The sequence below is a fragment of the Nostoc sp. C117 genome (assembly GCF_043099735.1).
Classification (GTDB): Bacteria; Cyanobacteriota; Cyanobacteriia; order Cyanobacteriales; family Nostocaceae; genus Nostoc.
Genome location: NZ_CP170991.1, coordinates 3,831,770 through 3,851,272, shown reverse-complemented (window position 1 = coordinate 3,851,272; position 19,503 = coordinate 3,831,770). Strand labels below are relative to the sequence as shown.

The window sequence follows — 19,503 nt, the reverse complement described above, 5'->3', positions numbered from 1 at the left end:
GTCTCACGCAGAGGTGCAGAGAAGAGAACGCAAAGACTTTTGCCAAAGGACTACTAAACTTTATTGGTTTTTCTCAAAAAAAGCCCCGTCATTAGTCGGGGCGAATACGTGCTATTTTCACTTTATAGAACAATTGTACTATTAAATTGGACTAAAAGCAAAACCTGAGACTGTGTAGAGTTTTGCCTTAAATCCGAGTCTTTTATTTGGTTTAGCTAACAAGTTTCTCCCCTTTAAGCATCCGCCCCGCAGCTTCAAGTAGAGCTTCTTCAAGATAAGGCTTGGTAAAGTAGCCACTTGCACCGAGTTGAACTGCCATTTGTCTGTGTTTGTCTGCACCCCGTGAGGTCAGCATAGCAATAGGTAGGTGGTTGAGGTTAGAGTCTTTTTGGATGCGAGAAAGCAACTCCAGACCATCACAACGGGGCATTTCGATGTCGCAAAATACTATATCACAAGGCAAACCGGAGCGGAGTTTATCCCAAGCTTCCTGGCCATCACGTGCCTGTTCTACGCGATAACCTGCTTTGTTGAAAGTCAGAGAGAGCAATTCTCGGACTGTAATTGAGTCATCGACAATCAGTACTGTCGGGTCAATCTTCGCAGGAGATGTATCTGCGGGAGTCCCTTTCTGTTGCCAAGAACTACCACCAATTTGTGTAGAAATTCGTCCCTGGAAGATGTCAATGATTTCTAACACATCAGCAATGGGCATAATGCGACCATCACCCAAAACTGTAGCACCAGCTACACCAATGGGTTTCGGTGCTGGACCTTCAAATTGCTTAATTACAATTTCTTGTTCGCTCAACACCAGGTCAATCTGTAGGGCAATCAAGGTATTTGCCGATCGCACCACAACTACAGAAACCATATCATCATCTCTGGTGCCGCCATAAACATTACCGCGACTGATCTGGCGATTGAAGGTTAAAAGTTCTTTCAAAGGACGGAATGGCAACAGGGTATCGCGCCAAGAAATAAATGATTGCCCATTGGCGTTATGCTGAATATTTTTGAGTGGTATATCGAGGGTATCTTCTACACCATCCATCGGGAAGGCAATTCTAGCTCTATCGGAGACGCAACATAGAGCTTTACAAATACTCAAAGTCAGTGGTAAACGAATGGTGAAAGTAGTTCCCTTACCAATTGCCGAATCGGTGTTGACTGTTCCCCGAATTTCGCTAATCTCCGAGCGGACTACATCCATACCCACACCACGACCAGAAATTTCATCTGCCTGGTCTTTGATGGTAAAACCAGAGTGGAATAATAGATCGTAGACTTCTAGGCGAGATATGGTTTTTGCCTGAGCTTCAGTAATCATACCAATTTTGACTGCCTTAGCCTTAACCTTTGCTGAATCAATACCTGCGCCATCATCGCCTACAGAAATGATCGTTTGGTTACCTTGGTGGAAGGCACGGATAGTAATAATTCCCACGGGTGGCTTACCAGCAGCTTGCCTTTCTTCTGGCGTTTCAATCCCATGAGCGATCGCATTATTCAGCATATGAGTTAATGGATCGGTGAGATGATCTAAAATCATCTTGTCAATTAAGGTATCGCCACCTTCAATTACTAACTCCACTTGTTTGCCACACTTGATGGCGTTGTCGCGCACTCCTCGCCGCCAGCGATCGATAGTTTGGGCAAAAGGCACCATTCGCGCTCTTGTTAGTCCCTCTTGTAGCTGGGTGGTTACTTGGCGGAATTGCCTTGCGACTCGTTCGGTTTCTTCGGTAACAAAATCAATGTCACTAGCTGACTCACGTACTCGCACAATCCGCTCAATCATCTGCTGTGAGAGTGTATGGAAGGGAGTAAAGCGATCCATTTCTAGCTCGCTAAAACCTCTGTCAGAATTAGAGTCCTGGGAATGGAAGCTAGAATCTTTCTTTTTGCGTCCAGCTAACAGAGAAGCTTCGAGTAGCGATCGCTCGTACAACTCTTGCATCCTTGCGCCTACATCCGAAAGCTGTTGTACCTGAATCAGCAAGTTATCTAATGACTGCCGCAGACGTTCGTGATCTTGCTCTAAGGTATTTCGATTTACCACCAACTCCCCAACTAAATTACTCATATCGTCTAGTTGCTTGACTGGAACCTTCATGGTTTCTTCAAATCTTGCAGCCCGACGAGTAGAAGGACGTGGAGTTTTAGTTGTGTTCGATTTTGCTAGTGCCGAATGTGATATTGTTTGATCTGCTTCTGCCAGCAACTTCTCCAAGTCGCCAAACTCATCTATCCGTGGTGATGGAACGTCATTTTTGCCTGAGACTGGTTGAGTATTTAATAGTTCCCGTTGGCGTAGCCCGTCATAGACATCGCTAGATATAGTAGTCGCCTCATTTTTATCCGTACTTAGCAATTCTTCTAAGGCCGCAAAATCTAGTTCTGGTATCTCCTTCGCTTTGGGGATGATAGGTGCTACTTCCTCTCCTAGCAAGGCTTCCAAGTTGGCAAATTCATCTTCGGAAACAACTACTTCAACAGGTTCTCTTACTGTCAATTCTTCAGTTTGGGCAATAGTATTTCCTTCCTCTGACACTAGTACAGTTTCAGATGTCTCTCCTAGATTCCACAAATCTTCTGCTAGATTTTCATCTGTTTCTCCAATTTCTTGAATAACTGTTTCTGCGAACTCATTTGCAGTTGATGATTCAATTGTTGAAGTATTTTCTTCTAATTCTGCTAAAGTAATTTCTGCAAACAATAAATCATTCGCAAAACTCTGTTCTGTACTTTCAAAGCTTGTGTTTTCTGAGAACTCCAAGGTAGTCTCTAAACTATTATCTTCACTATCTAAAACTTCTGGGTTTGTCTGAGGTAAGGTAGAAGCTTCGCTAAAAGTGTATAGATCATTTTCCGTGACTGATAGTTCATCCACCACATAATCTGTGATATCCATCTGAATATAGGTGGAGTCATATGTGACTACATCCTCAAACAGCAGTTGTGCATTTTCATCTGTGTTTTCATCAAAAGATCCGAACAAATCACCTACTTGTGGTTGGGGTAATGGTGAAGTTTCTGAAACCGATAGTTCATCCACAACATCATCTGTAATATCCATCTGAATATGGATGGAGTCATGTATAGCTAGATCTTCAAATAATAGTTGGGAATTTTCATCAAAATAGCCGAAGGAATTAAGTTTTACATCAGAAGATGCTTGAGGAGAATCAACATCAGATACCTCTGGGAGTTGATTGGTAAATTCTGGAATAAAATCTAAAGCTTCTGGTTGTTGCGATAAGCTATGAATTTCCTCTCCTACAGAATGCTGTGCAAATGACTCTCCTAACATCACTACTTCGCTGATTTCAGGGAGATTATTTGAGTTGCTTGGTGCTAAATCCTCAAATAAATCATCTCCAGAATCCGATGGTAATATCAAATCTAGTTGCTCTTCACCTTGGAAACTCAGATCAAAATCTTCTAGATCAAAACTAGCTATGGAAGAAGTTAGGGACTGCTGATTATCGGCAAAAATATCATCAGTCCCAGCAAATAAATTTTCTTCTAACGCCTTTTCTACATTCTGCTCAACAAAGGAATCGAATTTGTCCTGTTGTTCCTCTACAGTTTCTTGATTCCAGAAGTTGCTCAAATCATCTTCTGATTGAGAAAATTCAGATACTGTTATCGGCATGGTGTCAAATAAATCACCTATTTCTGAATCTCTGGTAGACAGTGGCGGATGTTCCTCAATATCAGTAAATAGGTTGTCTAAAGACAAACTTTTCTGCTGTGGTAATTCTATGTAATCACTAGGGGTAATTTCTTCTACCCAATTTGTATTTTCAGTTTGTAAGAATAAGTTATCAAAACTGTTTTGTTGATTATTAGATAATTCTACACTGGCAAATTCCTCATTTTCTGGTTGAGTTACTTCGCCTGTAATTAATAATTCATTGTCATCATCTAGGGTAAGTGTGAATAAATCTTGATCGAGACTGTTTTGGTCAATCTCGCTAATTGGTTGGTTATTCTCACTAGAGATTTCTGTAAATTCTTGTAAAATCGCCTCAGAATCAGCGTCTAAATTGAGATTAAGTTCATTAATATCACTCAACTCTATAGTTGTACTATCTAATACTAATTGATTTTGCGCTTGGGAATTTTCCTTTTCTAGGAAGTTGTCACCAAATAATAGAGATAAATCTTCTGTTTCCGCTGTGTTTGTCGTCTGTTGCTCGTTGTTTGTCTCTTCATCAAATGAGAGTAAATCTGATAAATCGCCATCAATATCTTCAATTTCACTACTGCTCAAATCAATTCCCAACTCATCAGTAGTAGTAATATCTAAAGTTTCTTCTTGATGCCAACTTTCATCTAGTTCAGGAGTTTCGCCTTCAAATAAATCGGCAAGGGTATTTAACTCAGCTATTCCTACCTCTGGTCCATTGGGGTCAAGATTGCCACTGATTGGATGCGCTTCCTCATGTGGTGTGAAACTGAAGCTAGTCACAATTGGAGCATTTAATGATATCGATGTCTCTTGTAACTCAAAAGACAGGTTTTCACTAGTATCTTCTAGATTAATTTCCTCAATTGGCTCAGAGAAATTATTGATCAATAACAGCTCAGAATCTTCAGTTTCTGGAAAAATTAGCTCTGGAATAGATTGTTCGTCAACCAAGTCAGAGGGAGTTTCTAACAACTCAATTTCTACAAAACTCAAAAGTGCTTTTAGTTGTTGACTAATGGTAATTTCGGTTTCCCTACCTTGCAGAACTAATTCTTGAGCTTGCTTGATTTCGGTGATGACAATTTTAGCTAAAGTTAAATAAGTGTTGTCAGGATTGGCGATCGCACTAGCTGCTCCTTGACATAAACCGCACCAGTTGGGCAACTTCCAAGTTTCTCCAAGTCTGACTAACTGGTAACAGCATTCCTGGAGGTTTTGCCGAGTTGAAGATGTTATTGTTTGCTTAAACAGTTGCAACATTTCCCGCAGTGTTTGCAGCACCTGGGTTTGAAACTCGCTCCAATTATTATTTTCTTGGGCGCTGACTGACGATAGCGCCGCGTTGGCAACTTTGCGAGCATCTCGCACCTCCTGGGGTGCTGAGAAAGATATTTCTGTAGACTCCTGCCCCGTGTCTTCTGACAAATCGGGAATATCTCGGCGCAGAAAAAGTTCTGTGAGGGTAGAGACATTTTCCACAGTTCCTGCATGAAGTTCTGTTTCAGAAGAACTGCTAGCTACTCCACTGCTTCCTTGTTCTACAAGTTGTTCCAAATGCTGATACAGCCATTGAAAGACCGGCTCAGTTTCTGACATCAAAGTATTAGCTGCATCTTCAGAAAGACCAAATGGCCCGCTCAAATGCTCTAACAGCGCTTTCAGGGTATCAGATACACCGAGAAATAAAGACTCTAACTTTTGGTCAACCTGAACCGGATTATCTTTAAGAACTTTGAAACAATCTTCCAGACGGTGGGAGGTATGCTGGATGCTAGTCAATCCAAGCATCGCCGCTCCTCCTTTAATGGAGTGAGCCGCCCGGAAGACTTCGCTAATCATTTCGGGGTCGTTCAGGGTACCCTCTAAATTCAGCAACCCCTGCTCAATAGTATTAACGTGATCCCTGGCTTCTTCAATAAAGTAACCTAAAATCCGCTGTTGTTGTTCCGGCAGCATAGCAAAAGTTATAAGTTGTGAGTTGTGAGTTGTGAGTTATGAGTTGTGAGTTGTGAGTTATGAGTTGTGAGTTATGAGTTATGAGTTGTAATTTTTATTTCTAACTCCTCACTCCTAACTCCTAACTTGATTCCAAGTTGTGATTTTTATTTCTAACTCCTCACTCCTAACTCCTAACTTTTTTATCTGGTTTCCATAGTTTCCACTCGGAAACGTTCAACGGAGGCGATCAAGTCACGGGATACACCTACTAAGTGTTGTAGGGCACCTGAAACTCGCTGTGCTTCCTGGGAAGTTTCTTGGGCTGTGAGTTCTACTGATTGCATTACATGAGCGACGGCGCGGGAGGTTTCCGTTTGTTCCACAGTATCGCTAGTAATGGAACGCACCAGAATATCGATGCGATTTGCTACTTGAATGATATTTTCGAGCGATCGCTTGGCTTCTTCTGCCAACTTTGTACCTTTAATTACTTGTTGTGTGCCTTCTTCCATCGCGGTCATTACGGAGCCTGTTTCGCTTTGGATTTGCATCACAATTTGTTCAATTTCTTTTAAGGATTTGGCAGATTTGTCTGCTAATTGGCGGACTTCATCGGCAACGATCGCAAACCCGCGTCCCGCTTCTCCTGCCCTTGCGGCTTCAATACTAGCGTTGAGTGCCAGCAAGTTTGTTCTGGAAGCAATCTGAGAAATCAACGCCACAATTTTAGAAATTTCTTGGGAAGATTCCGCCAGGCGCTTCACTTTGCGAGTTGTTTCAGCAACGGTTTCTCGAATTTCCAAAATCCCTGCTACGGTATTTTCTACTGCTTCGCCACCTTTGAGAGCGATCGTACTTGCATCGCGGGCGACGGTTTCGGCTTCTCGCGCCGCCTCTGCTACCCGCTGAATCGAGTCTGTCATCACCTGTACAGAATTCAAAGTTACCGCCAATTCTTCTGCTTGCCGCAAAGCATCACTAGATAAGGCTCTAGCAAAGGTTTCGGAGTTGGTTGCACCTTTTGTTACATCCTTGGCTGCCACTTTTACCTGTTGAACGATATCCCGCAGGTTTTGAATTGTCAGGTTAAAGGCGTCGGCTACGGCTCCTAGTACGTCAGCTGTTACTTCAGCTTGGACTGTTAAATCACCTCTAGCAGCTCCTTCCACATCGTCCAAAAGTCGAATCACCTGGCGTTGCAGGTTTTCTTTGGCTTCTTCTTGTTCATCGGCTTTCCGCTGGGCTTCACTTGTGGTTGTGAAAATGACTCGTGCCATTTCATTAAACCCACTGGCTAAATGCCCTAATTCATCTTCCGAATACACCGTGGCTTGAGCATTCAGATTTCCTTGGCGTACAGCCTCAAACTGAGTTTCCAAATCCTTGGTTGTGCGCCGAATTTGCTTGAGTGTGATATTGCCCATAAAGCCTGCGGTAGCAAAACCCGCCAATCCAGCAGCTAGGGACATTGCCCAACCTGTATTCCGCACTGATTCCCGTTGTTGGGCTGGCGAAAATGTGGTGGCGACAAAGCTAACTGTGGCTACAACAAGTGCTGAGACAATACCCACAGTCCCAGCAATTAACCATTGCTTCCTTTCTATGGGAGCATTTTCTAATGGTGCTAACCAACCTTGCTCGACACTAACATTGGGTTCTAGTTTTGAGACATCTGTTTGGGTAAAGACAGGGACTGGTTCGTGTGAACCAGTGATCGAGAATAGTTCCTCTTCACGATCTGCTGTATTACTTGGAAAAGCCTCGACGACTTGAGAGCGTGCATTTCCACTCATTTCTTGTGGGGCAGAATGCATTGCTACATCACCGAAGTCAGAATCTCCTTCCATCAGGTCAAAGCCTGGAATATTTCCTAAATCATCAAATTCCTCAAAGTCATCTAAAAATTCTATATTGCTCTTAGAATTTTCCCGATTCAGTATATTGTTTGACTGTTGATGAGAGTTTAAATCTTCAGAACCAAAAGCAGACTCAAATGCTTCTAAATCGAAGCTTTCATCTTCTTCAAAGCTATTTTTTTCTAAGAATTCGCCCGATTTAGGCTGCTTATCGTCTGAGAGGAAATTTTTGTTCAAAGATGAAGAATTATCAGCAAAATTCGGTTGGAATTCTTCCTCTAATTCCAATTCTTTTTGTTGTAACCAACTCTTGGGCTGGTTTGCCGATAAATTTTGTTCACTGTTGTATTCTAAGTTAGTGCTTATAAAGCCATTGCTTAGTTCTTTTTCAGTAACCAGTAAAGTTTCATCTTCAAAATGAGGTTGTTTATATTCTAAATTCCCAACACTAAAATCTTCGGGCTGTGACTCATTCAACAAATCAGCAAAATTATTGTTAGTATTACCAGTCTGGAAATTAGAAGATGAATTATTATTCTTAATATCTGAATGTTCGTTAGTGGAATTTATTTCATTGTTTGTAAAATGACTATTCACTAATGATTCTTCCAGACTATCTTGTGAGATATCTTCTTGCCAGAAAGCAGGTAACTCTAATTCTGTTTTCTCTGCCCAATTGCTATTATTCGACTCTGGTTCATCTAATTCTTCATTTAAGGCAAAAGGATCGTCACCAAAATTTGTAGAAGAATCTGATATTTTTTCTGTTCCAATACCGTCTTCTGTGGCGATGTCAAATGGATTATTTGAAGATACTTCTTCAACAGTATTCACAGTTTCTTGATGCTCTTCAAAAAAGTTCAAATCAAGGTTTTCACTGTCAAACTCCTCATTAGCGGGCAAATCTTCTAATTCTTGTTCGCTATATGCTAATGGATCGGACATATCTAGAGCATTGACTTGCTCTTGACTTGCTGATGCATCAATTTGACCACCAAACGACTCTAGATATTGATTTATATTTTCAATTCCATTATTGGCAAAACCAATAATTTCTGGGTCGTTACTCAAGTGTAATACCTCTTGATATTCTTGTTTGGCGACATCGTACTGCTGCAAAACATAGTAGATGTGACCCCTTAACAAATGAGAATTTGGGTCATTTGGTAGACTTTGCACCACTTGGTCAACTAAAGTGGCGGCAACCTCATAGTTTCTTTGAACATAGGCGGTCATCGCCTCTTGATATGTTGGCTCGTAACCATCAATACTTGCTGCCATTTCCTCCTCCAATTTCATCCTGCCCATCGCGCACTCCGTATAATTGCCATTTGATCGAGCAGTCGTAGACACTGATTATTTTTAGCACCTAAAACCCACTCTCCGCGTAAAAAGGGAGCCATAGTATCTGGAACACTAGTTGGTGGCATAAGATTTTGTACATCCAGCCAGTCCATACCACCAATTTCTTCTACTGCTAAACCCACTATTGTCTCTTGTTCTTCAATGGCAATCACCGGAATTTCAGCTTTATCCGTGTTTAATACACTTGGTTCTCCCAGAAATTGACCCAAATCAGCCACCCAAATAACTCGACCTCGTAAATTTAGAGTACCCAAAAGTAAAGGAGAAGCATTAGGAATCGGGGTGATTCTATCAGGACTTAGTTCAATTACTTCCCGAATGCCAGTTGCTTGTAGTGCAAACTCCTGATGCGAGGGAATGTAAAACCTCAAATGTAACTCACCTTCAGGACTTTCTACTTGTAATTCTGGTCGGAAATGATCTTGACCACTGCCACTTAAAAAGTCCGGTTTGCTGACCATATTGCTCTTATCCTTATCCTCGCAGCAGTTGTTTGACTGTTCCTACCAACTCAGTTGGTTGAAACGGTTTGGCGATGTAAGCATCTGCACCCTGTTTCATGCCCCAGTAGCGATCGAATTCTTCCCCTTTGGAAGAACACATAACCACAGGAACATTTTGGGTTTTTGGATCGGATTTTAACCGCCGACAAACTTCGTAGCCGTTCATTCGGGGCATGACAATATCCAATACCACTAAATCGGGAGGTGCTATTTGAATTGCCTCCAATGCTTCTAATCCGTCACTGGCATGGGTGACTATTAGTCCAGTTGCTTTCAGGAGGTCTGTAATCATCTCCCTTTGCGCGATACTGTCTTCCACAATCAGAACTGTACTCATAAGTGTCCATCTACCTCCTGATGTAACGTTCCTATTTGGAACATTCCCTGATTCTCCCGCAATTATTAACTGTATAAATTAAATTTACTGTTTCACTAATTTCCTGGATATTGACGTTTCACTGAGTTGGCTCATTCTGTGATAACATCTTTTACCTAATCTTTTCGTAGATCCACAAGTATTTAGATCTCTTTATCTGCCTCAGAGATGAGGGAGAAAGAATCAATGCCCAATGCCCACTTGCCCTGAGCGACTCGTACCGAGCGAACTTGTACTGAGTTTCGACTACGCGGAAATCGAGCGTTCGCGTAGCGTCTCCGTTAGGAGAAGTCGAGATTCAACTACCGCAAAGCCGAAGTAGCCGAGGTAAGTCGTCGCATAGCGTCTCGCAGATAAGGGATGCCCAATGCCCCATTTTCATTAGTTGTTGATATATTTTTCTACAAGCATGATTAATTCAGTGTCTGTAAATGGTTTTGTTAAATAATCTGTTGCCCCGACCATCCTAGCTTTGACTCGATCGATAAATCCATCTTTACCAGTAAGCATAATAATCGGTGTGAGCCGAAATGCTGTTGACTGTCGCAGCATGGCGCAAACTTCGTATCCTTCCAATTCCGACATAGCAATGTCACATAAAATTAAATCCGGTTTGAGTTGAAAAACCAAACTGAGTGCCTCTAGGGGATTGGTGAGGGCGATCGCTTCATAACCTTGTGCTTGTAAGATGGAATTTATAGTCTCACCGATGGCGATCGCATCGTCAATACATACTACCCGCCCCCTATGTTTTCTCTTCAATTCCCAGTCATCGGTGTGAACATCCAGTTTGTCAGTCGCTGAATATACTAGTTTTAGCCAGCTTTGTTGCACATATGGATATATTGCCCTAGCTACTGTCAAAATGTCTCGGTTAAGATAACGAGCCAATTGACGCAAGGATGTTTTACCATCAGCCCAATGTTGTAGTTTATTCACAGTTGCTGCTGGTAGTGAAGAGTCCATCTGAACTTTGTCAGATAGAACTGGCAATTGTTCGGGAGACTGAATGTGTGGATAGAGTTGCTTCCACTCTTGTACCTGCTTCATAATTTTTGTGACAAAGGGAGCAATCTCGAAAGTATTTAATTGCGGGGCAAGTGCGGCAGCCTGACGGAAAATGAAATTACCTTGGTGTAAGCTAAGCAAATCGAACAGGGTTTCATGCACCAAACCGTGGATGATACTAGCAGCTATCTTTGGGTTGATGATATTTTGCTCCAATAATGCCCAAATATAGGCATATTCTGGGGCATCAGTTGATAATAAGGAAGCAATTTGTTTGTCGGCAATTCGCATCTCAACTCGGTAATGACGTAAATAATCGGTAATTCTCGACAAACTACTTTCCCCTTCTTGGCAATAGATAATTTGACCGTTGAGGAAAAAAACAAACCAAGACTGTTGTTTGGGAGAATATTTATTAGCTCCGTCTTCACCAAGTTTACTGTTATGGTGAGAGATATAAGTTTCTACCCATAGTTGTCCAGTTCGCTGTCCCAACTCAATTAATTGCAGGATACTGCAAATATCAATTTCATTTAAATTTCCCTGCATTTAGCTAAAAATTACTCCTCATAATGGTGTTTATCTTATTTGTTAATTCTGTCCGTCAATTTATTTCATGTTTCGAGCAGGTAGTTTAATTTAGGAGTTAAGTTAGGAGTTAGGAGTTATTTCTCTTACCCTATTTCAAATATTGCTAAATTCGGAATTAGGAATTCTGCTTCTAAGTATTGATTATGGAGTATTGGAAAGATTTTTACACTATTCCTTGTTCTCACCAAGGAAGAAATTAAGCTATAAACCTTAATATTTCGTAATACACTTTGACAAAGCTAGTGTTAACACGGAAGTCATCATCACTGCCATCAGTACAAAATATAAAGGCGCGGCCAACTTACTTCTATAAGTATCAAGACGTAGCATCTTGCGTCTATAAATAATTTTGTCTGTTTTGTTCTCCTAAACTTCGGTGTAGTGAGACAACTTAACAGAATTATCTCAGGTATATCTCAAAATACTAACTTTAAGTGCATCAATAAGGACTAACAGTGTGCTGTATTTAGCAGAAGTACAAAAACAGAAAGGTGGTTTACTCAGTGGCGCTGGCAAAACCGAACTGAAATTACTAGCTTGTCAGCGAACTGACCAGAATTGGAGTACTGTGTCGGAAGAAGTGATTGCTGCTGAGGACGCAAGCAAATTAAATGATGGTGCTTTGGTACTGGTTGAACTAAATCCGAATCGTCAAGTGCAGCGGATTCAAGAAGCAGGTCGGCCGCTAGTCAATATTTTGCAGAATTTTTCCCGTCAATTGGAGAAATTTAAGCTCAAAGAAGATGAGATCGATCAGTGGAAACAGTCGCTAACATTTCAGGCGCAAGAGTTGAATCGCCGGGAAATGGAAATGGAAGCACGGCTGGAACAGTTGCAACAACTAGAGGATGAGTTGCAACAACTAGAAGAGCAAAAACAGGAAGTTGATACATCCCGTGGAGAAATTGAACGTTTACAGGGAGAAATTGAGCGTAACCGTCAAGAATTAGAAGGTGCTTGGGAGCATTTACGCGGTGAACAGCGTCGCCTAGAGGAGCGTCAAGAAGATTTAAAACAAGGGACAGTTTTGGATCAGGAGCAAAGTCGAGTGATGAGTGAGTTACTCGATCGCTTATCAAGTCGCGCTGTTCCCACAGAAACACTAACAGAACCCCTCAATCTTGCCTTTGAATTCGTAGAAAAGCAGCAAGCTATTCTGACTCCACATTGGGAACAACTCCAGCAGCAAAAAACTGCGATCGCTCAACAACAAGAAGAAGTTGAGCGCTTGTCAAAAATATTGAGCGATCGCCAAAATGCTTGGGAACAAGGAAAAAATTCTCTAGCCCAGCAAACAGCCCAATTACAGGTGACTACAGCCGAACTTACCAGCAAGCAAGAATATATTCAGATACTTAAACAGCAATTAAGCAATCAAGAATATTTATATCAACAAATTCATAGCTTGGCTGCAACATCTGGTGGTATGGTTTTCGGACAGGCAGTTGATGTAGAAGCTTTGCAGAAAATGCCTTTAGAAGAACTACAAAAGATAGTCCAAGACTTACAGCATAAATTGGAAATAGACGCTAGTTTTGTTCACGACCAAGAACAAGAACTGAAATATAAACAAGAAGCTATAGAAGAACTGCAAAATAAATTAAATCAAGCATCTGACAATGACCACATTAATTTGCAACTGGAACTAACTGATGAAAACGATCTTTATCAGATGCTAAACTCCAGTTTGGTGGGACAACGCCGTAATATGTTACAGCATCAAAAGTTTCTCAAGCAACACCAAGCTGTATTGCTGCGGCGCCAAGGAAATACTGTTGCTGATCAAGAAGAGAGTAACGACAAAATCAATTTAGAACCGATTTTGTTACAAATTGAAACCCAGCGACAACAATATTCACATGAAATCCAAAAGCTGGAACGTGAGATTGAGCAGATGCGTTCTGGTATTGAGCTAAATCAGGGAATGATTGAGAACCAAACCCACGATTTGGAAGAGAAGCATCAAGAACTCAAAGCGATCGAGGAAAACTTGCTGTCTCTACGAACAGCAACTGCTCAATGCTGTGGCCGAGTGAATCTCTATGAAGAAGCACTGCAACCAATTCAAGATTCTCTAGATGGCTTACGGCAAAAGCTCCAAGGGATTGGAGAATCTTTGGATCGATTCCAGGAAACTGGCGATTCTCAACTCCAAGCGATCGCTCAGTTACGTCATACTCTCCAAAGTTTACTGCCTCAGCCAGAATTGTTAGCCTCTTAATAAGTTCCGGGGATTTTCTGAAATCAAATATTAGTCCTATAGTATTTCTCTGCTATTTAGTTAGGCTTTAGTCCTAACTTATTTTTTTGGGTTTTAGCCCAACTACGAACTTCGTTATTATTCCATAAATAAACTAGATTCTACATGAAAAAAGTCTCCCAGCTTACGCGCTTTTTCTGTATTTATCTTTTCTTGTCCATTTAAAATATTATCAACCAAATCTTCCGTCCCTAAAACCGCTACTAAGTCATCTCTAATTCTCTCAGATTTCTCTAAAAGAAATAACAACATAGATACAGGATTATTTTGCTGGCTTGGCTGATAATATTCTTGTTCAAACTTTTCAATTAAAGTAATTAATAACTGATACAGTTCATCTTCTTCGGGGGTGCGTTCTCGGTGCATCAAATCTTCGACTATCCCTAAAGCTTCCTCGTTTTCAGCTTCACTTTTTATCAGTTTTGGAAGATAAGCTGTTAATAATTCCTTATATTTATCTGGATTAAAAGTAAGGGTCATCTTTCCTAACTCCTAACTATTTCAAACAGATCCAGTCGCCTTCTACTTGAGCGATCGCCCCACCAGGAAATGGATCGGTTTGCGATCGGTTTGGCGCTATAATTAAAGCCGTTAATTTTTCGATGTGTTCAAAACTGGGCGCATCAGTCAGTATTTGCTGCAACACCTGACGCATCGCGCGACGTTGCAGTGCTAATGGTGCTTTCTGCAATACCCGACGATTTAACCGTAAGGGAAGAAGAGGAATAAGAGAATCTTCTTCATCCCCTATACCCAACGCCTCTTCCCGCAACTCCTGGGCAGCTTTTTCGAGATATTGTACTTCTGCTTGGAGAAGTTCTGCTGTTTGGGCTAAGGCTGATTCTACTTTGGGATTGAAATTATCTCGCAAATATGGTATTAACTCTTGGCGGATGCGGTTGCGGGCGTATTGCAAATCCTGATTTGTGGAATCTTCCCAAATTGGTAGTTGAAAATCTTGACAAAATTGCTCTGTTTGTGTACGAGTAATTTCTAAAAGTGGACGCACTAGCATAATGCCTGTAGTTAGGGGGCGTTGCCAAGTCAGGGCTTGCAAACCATCAGCGCCAGTACCGCGAATTAAATTGTAGAGGAGAGTTTCGGCGCGATCGCTTGCCGTATGTCCTGTAACTATATATTGATAATTATTTGCTTGGGCGATCGCACTTAAAGCTTGATAGCGCCAATCGCGTGCAGCAGCTTCACTATTTATAGGTTCGTTGGCTGTTTCTAAATAAAAGGATACACCCCAACTTTTAGCTAAATTTTCGACGTGATGAGCATTAGCTTCGGAGTCAGAACGCCAGCGATGATCGCAGTGGGCAATAGCTAAATTCCATCCCCATTTGGATTGTAAATCTAAAAGTAATTTGATTAAACACAAAGAATCTTGTCCGCCGGAGACAGCGATTAATAGACGCTGATTGCGTTCAAATAAGTGGCGCGATCGCATTGTGCGGTGGATTTTTGCATGTAGAGGAGTCCATACCATTTTTAGAACTTCTCATAGTTTTTGGATTTGACTTGCAGCTACAACTTGTTTAGGAAAGTAGTAGAGAGAATGCGGTCATTACCCGTAAACCTCCTGCATTGCTAATACCGTTTCAAATCATAACTTTTTTTCAACGCAAAGGTACGCGGAGGTTTTCTAAAGATAATTCGCTACGTCTGTTGCCTTATTTTAGACAATTGACATAACACAAAGTAATAACAATTTCAAAAAAGAATGCAACAAACAGAACATTTGTAGAGACGCGATTCATCGCGTCTTCTTGTACGCGAACATCGTTCCCAATTCAACGCAGAATATACATTATGTTGTATAAATTCGCAGGTTAGATATGGCACAAGTTCAAATCGGAATCGAAGGTGAAGGCGCACCAGCAGCAGCCGAGGCTTTGCTAGAAATTCCTGGAATATCGGGAAGCTATGAAGTTCCAACCCAAAGAGAGGGAACTCTAGCCGCCATTGCTACTATTATTGGCATTGTCGGGGGTGTTGCAGCTTTAGCTGAACAAATTCGCAAATGGTATCAAGAATGGCATAAATCTCATCCAGGAAAGCAATTTGATGTGGTAATTCTTGACCCTGATACTGGAAACAGGATTTTACTTGAAGAAGCTACTATAGAGGAAATCACGGAAATCCTCAAATCTATCAGCAAATAAGTGCAAACTATCCGCATTCAACTTCGGGAAAGTACGCAGGAAACAGTTGAACTCAGGTATTGGCTACCTCAAATAAAGCACTATGAATCACGTCGGCTGAAATTAGCAGAAATCGCTGATTTCCTCAAGCAAGGTGAACGAGATTACTATAAACTGCTGCCCAATTTACCAGGAATCGGGCAGCAGTTATTTTTTTGGTTGGATGGGGATGGACGGTGGTTGAGTCGGGGAATTGCTAACTGTCGCGGTGAGGGGTTGGTAATTGCTATTGATACCGATCAAAAACTGGCACATCTACCTTGGGAAGTGCTGCATGATGGTGAGGATTTTTTAGTCAAGCGGGTTAATCCAGTGGTATTACCTCTGCGCTGGATTGAGAAAGAAACGGCAGGGTTTTCTGTGGAAGCACGACAATTGCGAGTATTGTTTATGGCAACCGACCCGGAAGATGTGCAACCAAAGTTAGAGTTTGAACAGGAAGAGGCGAGAATTCTGGCTGATACGCAAGATTTTGCTGTAGATTTGCGGGTGGAAGAAAGCGGTTGCGTTAGCGAGTTGGGTAAGGTGTGGAGTCGCTATCTTAATGACTTTGATGTGTTTCACCTCACAGGACACGCCTCAATTAAAGATGAAGCACCTTACACGCCTTACTTTATCACTGAGACGGAAATCGGGGAACGCCACGAAACCACAGCCGCAGAACTGGCCGATGTCTTCCGGTTTCGCTTTCCCAAGTTGGTGTTTTTATCTGGGTGTCGGACTGGACAAGCATCAGATAAAGGGGCTGTCCCTTCAATGGCTGAGGCACTAATTGCCCAAGGCGCTAGGGCGGTTTTAAGTTGGGGGCGGCCTGTGGAAGATCGGACAGCTACAGCCGCCGCCGCGCATCTCTACGGCAAATTGGCAGCCGGATATCAATTAGCTGAAGCACTCGTTAGCACTTACCAGCAGTTGTTTAAACAGAATGTGCGTGACTGGCATTTGTTGCGGTTATATGTCCAGGGAGAATGTCCGGGTGCGTTGGTGGATGTATTGGGAGATGTGCCACCCTCAGCGCCGGAACCTGCTTATCAACAGTTTTTAGATCCCGATACCCAACTGGTGCGGGTGGCGAAACCCTCTGAGTTTGTTGGGAGACGGCGGACTTTGCAACGTTGTCTCAAAGCTATTCGCACTTCATTAGGGGTACTAATTCACGGATTGGGGGGTGTGGGTAAGAGTACTGTGACTGCGCGACTTCTGGAAAGGATGGTTGGCTATCACAGGCTGGTAAACTTTCGGCAACTAGATGAGGACAAACTGCTCAAAACCCTTGCTGAACAATGTACCTCGGAACGGGGGCATGAAATTCTCAATGGCAAGTTACCCTTGATGCAGCGCCTCACTAAGTTTTTCACTGAAGGACTGAATACCAAAGAACAGCGATTTGCTTTTGTGCTGGATGACTTTGAGGCAAATTTGGATTTACGAAATGGGGTTTCCGTCTTGCAACCACAAGTTGTGGATGTACTGCTGGCGTTGCTGAAGGCGATGCAAAATTCCCAACTTCCCCACAAGGTAATTATTACCTGTCGCTACAATTTCACATTGTCGGAACTGAATCATCGTCTGTACCGCGAACCTCTGGGGGCTTTGGGTGGGGCAGATTTAATTAAAAAGTATAATCGTCTGGATTCGTTTAATGGCAGTTGGCAATTTCAGCCAGATTTGCCGGAACGTGCCAAACAAGCAGCAGATGGAAATCCTCGGCTGTTGGAATGGTTAGATAAGATTTTGCAAAATTCCCCGAAGTCGCCAGAAGCGGAGAGGGGAGTTGAGATGATTCTGCAAAAGATGGCAGATAAGGAAAAGGAATTTCGTGAGGATATTTTGGCACAGGTATTGCTGAAGCAGCAAACTCCAGCTTTGCGTCTTATGCTGGGGAAGTTGTTGGTGTATGAGTTACCTGTTCCTCAAGCTGCTATTGACCCGATTTGTGAGGATATCTCAAGTTGGGAAAGTCATAAGCAACGCGCTGAAATTTTGGGTTTGTTGGAAGTTACCCTCACCAACAACACAGAGAGGTTGTATCGTGTTCCCCGGATTTTGTCACCGTTGCTAGAGTTTCCAGAAAACCCCAAGGGTGAAGAGTTGTATAAACAAGCTGCACAAATTTTGTATCACCTGTGGTGGGAAGAGGCGGAAACTGCTACGGAAGCAAAAATGTTAGAAATTCATCGCTTGGCTTTGTTGGGGAAGGATGAAAATATTGCGGAGAAAATGGGTAATTCATTGGCGGGACACTTGCGGAATCAAAGTCGATTTCGGGAAGCAATACATCTGTGCAAATCAACCTTAGAAATTACTAAAAACCATATTGTTCTTAGACCAATGGCTGTTTGTGAATATCAAATGGGTGGGGTTGATCAAGCATTAAACTATTACCAACAAGCCTTAAATCTTTGTCCCACAGAAGACGAACGAGAATTAGCAGCAATTTATCATCATTTAGGGATACTGAAAGCCAACAAAGGGGAAGTAGAAGAAGCGATTGCACTCTACAATCAGTCTTTGGAAATTGATGAACGCATTGGTAATGTCCAAGACAAAGCGGCGACGTTGCACCAAATGGGAATTATTTACGCCAACAAAGAGGAAGTAGAAAAAGCGATCGCATTTTACAATCAGTCTTTGGAAATTGATGCACTTGATGAACGCATTGGTAATGTCCAAGGCAAAGCGGCGACGTTGCACTGTCTAGGAAATCTCTACGCCAATAAAGGGGATGTGGATCAAGCGATCGCATTCTACAATCAGTCTTTGGCAATAACAGAACGCATTGGTAATTTCCAAACCAAAGCAGCAACGTTGTACAATCTGGGATATATCTACGCCAACAAAGGGGAAGTGGAGCAAGCGATCACACTTTTCAATCAGTCTTTGGAAATATTTGAACACATTGGTAATGTCCAAGGCAAAGCGGCGACGTTGAACAATCTGGGATATATCTACGCTGACAAAGGGGAAGTCGATGAAGCGATTTCACTCTACAATCAGTCTTTGGAAATATTTGAACGCATTGGTGATGTCCAAGGTAAAGCGACGACATTACACCAATTGGGAATTCTCTACGCCAATAAAGGGGAAGTGGATTAAGCGATCGCACTTTTTAATCAGTCTTTGGAAATATTTGAACGCATTGAAGATATCCAAGGCAAAGCGACGACGTTGCAATGTCTGGAATATCTACGCCAACAAAGGGGAAGTGGATGAAGCGATCGCACTCTACAATCAGTCTTTGGAAATAACACAACGCACTGGAGATGCTCAAGGCAAAGCTGGGACGTTGCACCAACTGGGAATTCTCTACGCCAACAAAGGGGAAGTGGATGAAGCGATCGCATTTTACAAGCAGTCTTTGCAAATCAAAGAACGCATTGGAAATGTACAAGGCAAAGCGGCGACATTGCACCAACTGGGAGTTCTCTACGCTAAACAAAGGCAAGTGGATGAAGCGATCGCACTTTTCAATCAGTCTTTGGAAATAACAGAACGCATTGGTGATGTCCAAACCAAAGCAATGACTCTGTGGTGGCTAGGAGGTTTGGCAGAACAGCAGGGTGAATACACTAAAGCGATATCCTATTTGCAAACAGCTTTAGATATTTTGCAGCGATTGCAGTCACCACACGCTGAAAGTGTGAGTGCAAGTCTTGATAGGGTAATGCGTAATTCGTAAAATGTCCAAGGCAAAGCGGCGAC

General features: G+C 42.2%; 9 protein-coding genes and 1 pseudogene. 3 read left to right on the top strand and 7 right to left on the bottom strand.

The genetic code is table 11. The annotated features are described in order from the left end of the window. Nucleotides 1–211: 211 nt before the first annotated feature. From ACFG4S_RS16545 to ACFG4S_RS16525, 5 genes are all read right to left on the bottom strand, one after another. Nucleotides 212–5,653, bottom strand: a complete 5,442-nt coding sequence (locus tag ACFG4S_RS16545; RefSeq protein WP_392535816.1) for a response regulator — start codon at nt 5,651–5,653, stop codon at nt 212–214. A gap of 182 nt (nt 5,654–5,835) precedes the next feature. Then, nucleotides 5,836–8,772: a methyl-accepting chemotaxis protein gene (locus ACFG4S_RS16540; RefSeq protein ID WP_392536000.1), complete on the bottom strand. Its 2,937-nt coding sequence runs from the start codon at nt 8,770–8,772 to the stop codon at nt 5,836–5,838. Between the two features lie 14 nt (nt 8,773–8,786). Beyond that, nucleotides 8,787–9,317, bottom strand: coding sequence for a chemotaxis protein CheW (locus ACFG4S_RS16535; RefSeq protein WP_392535815.1), 531 nt, complete (start codon nt 9,315–9,317; stop codon nt 8,787–8,789). Between the two features lie 13 nt (nt 9,318–9,330). Further along, a complete protein-coding gene (locus ACFG4S_RS16530) occupies nt 9,331–9,696 on the bottom strand; it encodes a response regulator (RefSeq protein ID WP_334960544.1) in 366 nt (121 codons plus the stop codon). A gap of 420 nt (nt 9,697–10,116) precedes the next feature. Next, nucleotides 10,117–11,292, bottom strand: a complete 1,176-nt coding sequence (locus ACFG4S_RS16525; RefSeq protein ID WP_392535814.1) for a response regulator — start codon at nt 11,290–11,292, stop codon at nt 10,117–10,119. A 499-nt stretch (nt 11,293–11,791) separates the two neighbouring features. Here ACFG4S_RS16525 and hmpF point away from each other — a divergent pair, with 499 nt between their 5' ends. After that, on the top strand, nt 11,792–13,555 hold the full coding sequence (gene hmpF, locus ACFG4S_RS16520; protein WP_392535813.1) for a pilus motility taxis protein HmpF: 1,764 nt from the start codon (nt 11,792–11,794) through the stop codon (nt 13,553–13,555). Between the two features lie 117 nt (nt 13,556–13,672). Here the strand turns inward: hmpF and ACFG4S_RS16515 are convergent, their stop codons facing one another. Both ACFG4S_RS16515 and tilS read right to left on the bottom strand, forming a co-directional pair. After that, nucleotides 13,673–14,074 (bottom strand): type II toxin-antitoxin system HigA family antitoxin, encoded by a 402-nt coding sequence (locus ACFG4S_RS16515; protein ID WP_392535812.1) that lies wholly within the window; start codon nt 14,072–14,074, stop codon nt 13,673–13,675. Between the two features lie 16 nt (nt 14,075–14,090). Beyond that, nucleotides 14,091–15,086 carry a tRNA lysidine(34) synthetase TilS gene (tilS, locus tag ACFG4S_RS16510; RefSeq protein WP_392535811.1) on the bottom strand — a complete coding sequence of 332 codons (996 nt, stop codon included), beginning with the start codon at nt 15,084–15,086 and terminating at the stop codon, nt 14,091–14,093. Between the two features lie 349 nt (nt 15,087–15,435). Between tilS and ACFG4S_RS16505 the strand changes: the two genes are divergently transcribed. Next, on the top strand, nt 15,436–15,762 hold the full coding sequence (locus ACFG4S_RS16505; RefSeq protein WP_392535810.1) for a hypothetical protein: 327 nt from the start codon (nt 15,436–15,438) through the stop codon (nt 15,760–15,762). Further along, nucleotides 15,763–19,480 (top strand): annotated as a pseudogene (locus ACFG4S_RS16500) (tetratricopeptide repeat protein). Nucleotides 19,481–19,503: the final 23 nt, after the last annotated feature.

Bases quoted from the DNA above. Each gene is read 5' to 3' on its own strand.
- ACFG4S_RS16505 (WP_392535810.1), top strand. From the start codon at position 15,436: ATGGCACAAGTTCAAATCGGAATCGAAGGTGAAGGCGCACCAGCAGCA.
- tilS (WP_392535811.1), bottom strand. From the start codon at position 15,086: ATGGTATGGACTCCTCTACATGCAAAAATCCACCGCACAATGCGATCG.
- ACFG4S_RS16545 (WP_392535816.1), bottom strand. From the start codon at position 5,653: ATGCTGCCGGAACAACAACAGCGGATTTTAGGTTACTTTATTGAAGAA.
- ACFG4S_RS16530 (WP_334960544.1), bottom strand. From the start codon at position 9,696: ATGAGTACAGTTCTGATTGTGGAAGACAGTATCGCGCAAAGGGAGATG.
- ACFG4S_RS16535 (WP_392535815.1), bottom strand. From the start codon at position 9,317: ATGGTCAGCAAACCGGACTTTTTAAGTGGCAGTGGTCAAGATCATTTC.
- ACFG4S_RS16525 (WP_392535814.1), bottom strand. From the start codon at position 11,292: ATGCAGGGAAATTTAAATGAAATTGATATTTGCAGTATCCTGCAATTA.
- ACFG4S_RS16540 (WP_392536000.1), bottom strand. From the start codon at position 8,772: ATGGCAGCAAGTATTGATGGTTACGAGCCAACATATCAAGAGGCGATG.
- ACFG4S_RS16515 (WP_392535812.1), bottom strand. From the start codon at position 14,074: ATGACCCTTACTTTTAATCCAGATAAATATAAGGAATTATTAACAGCT.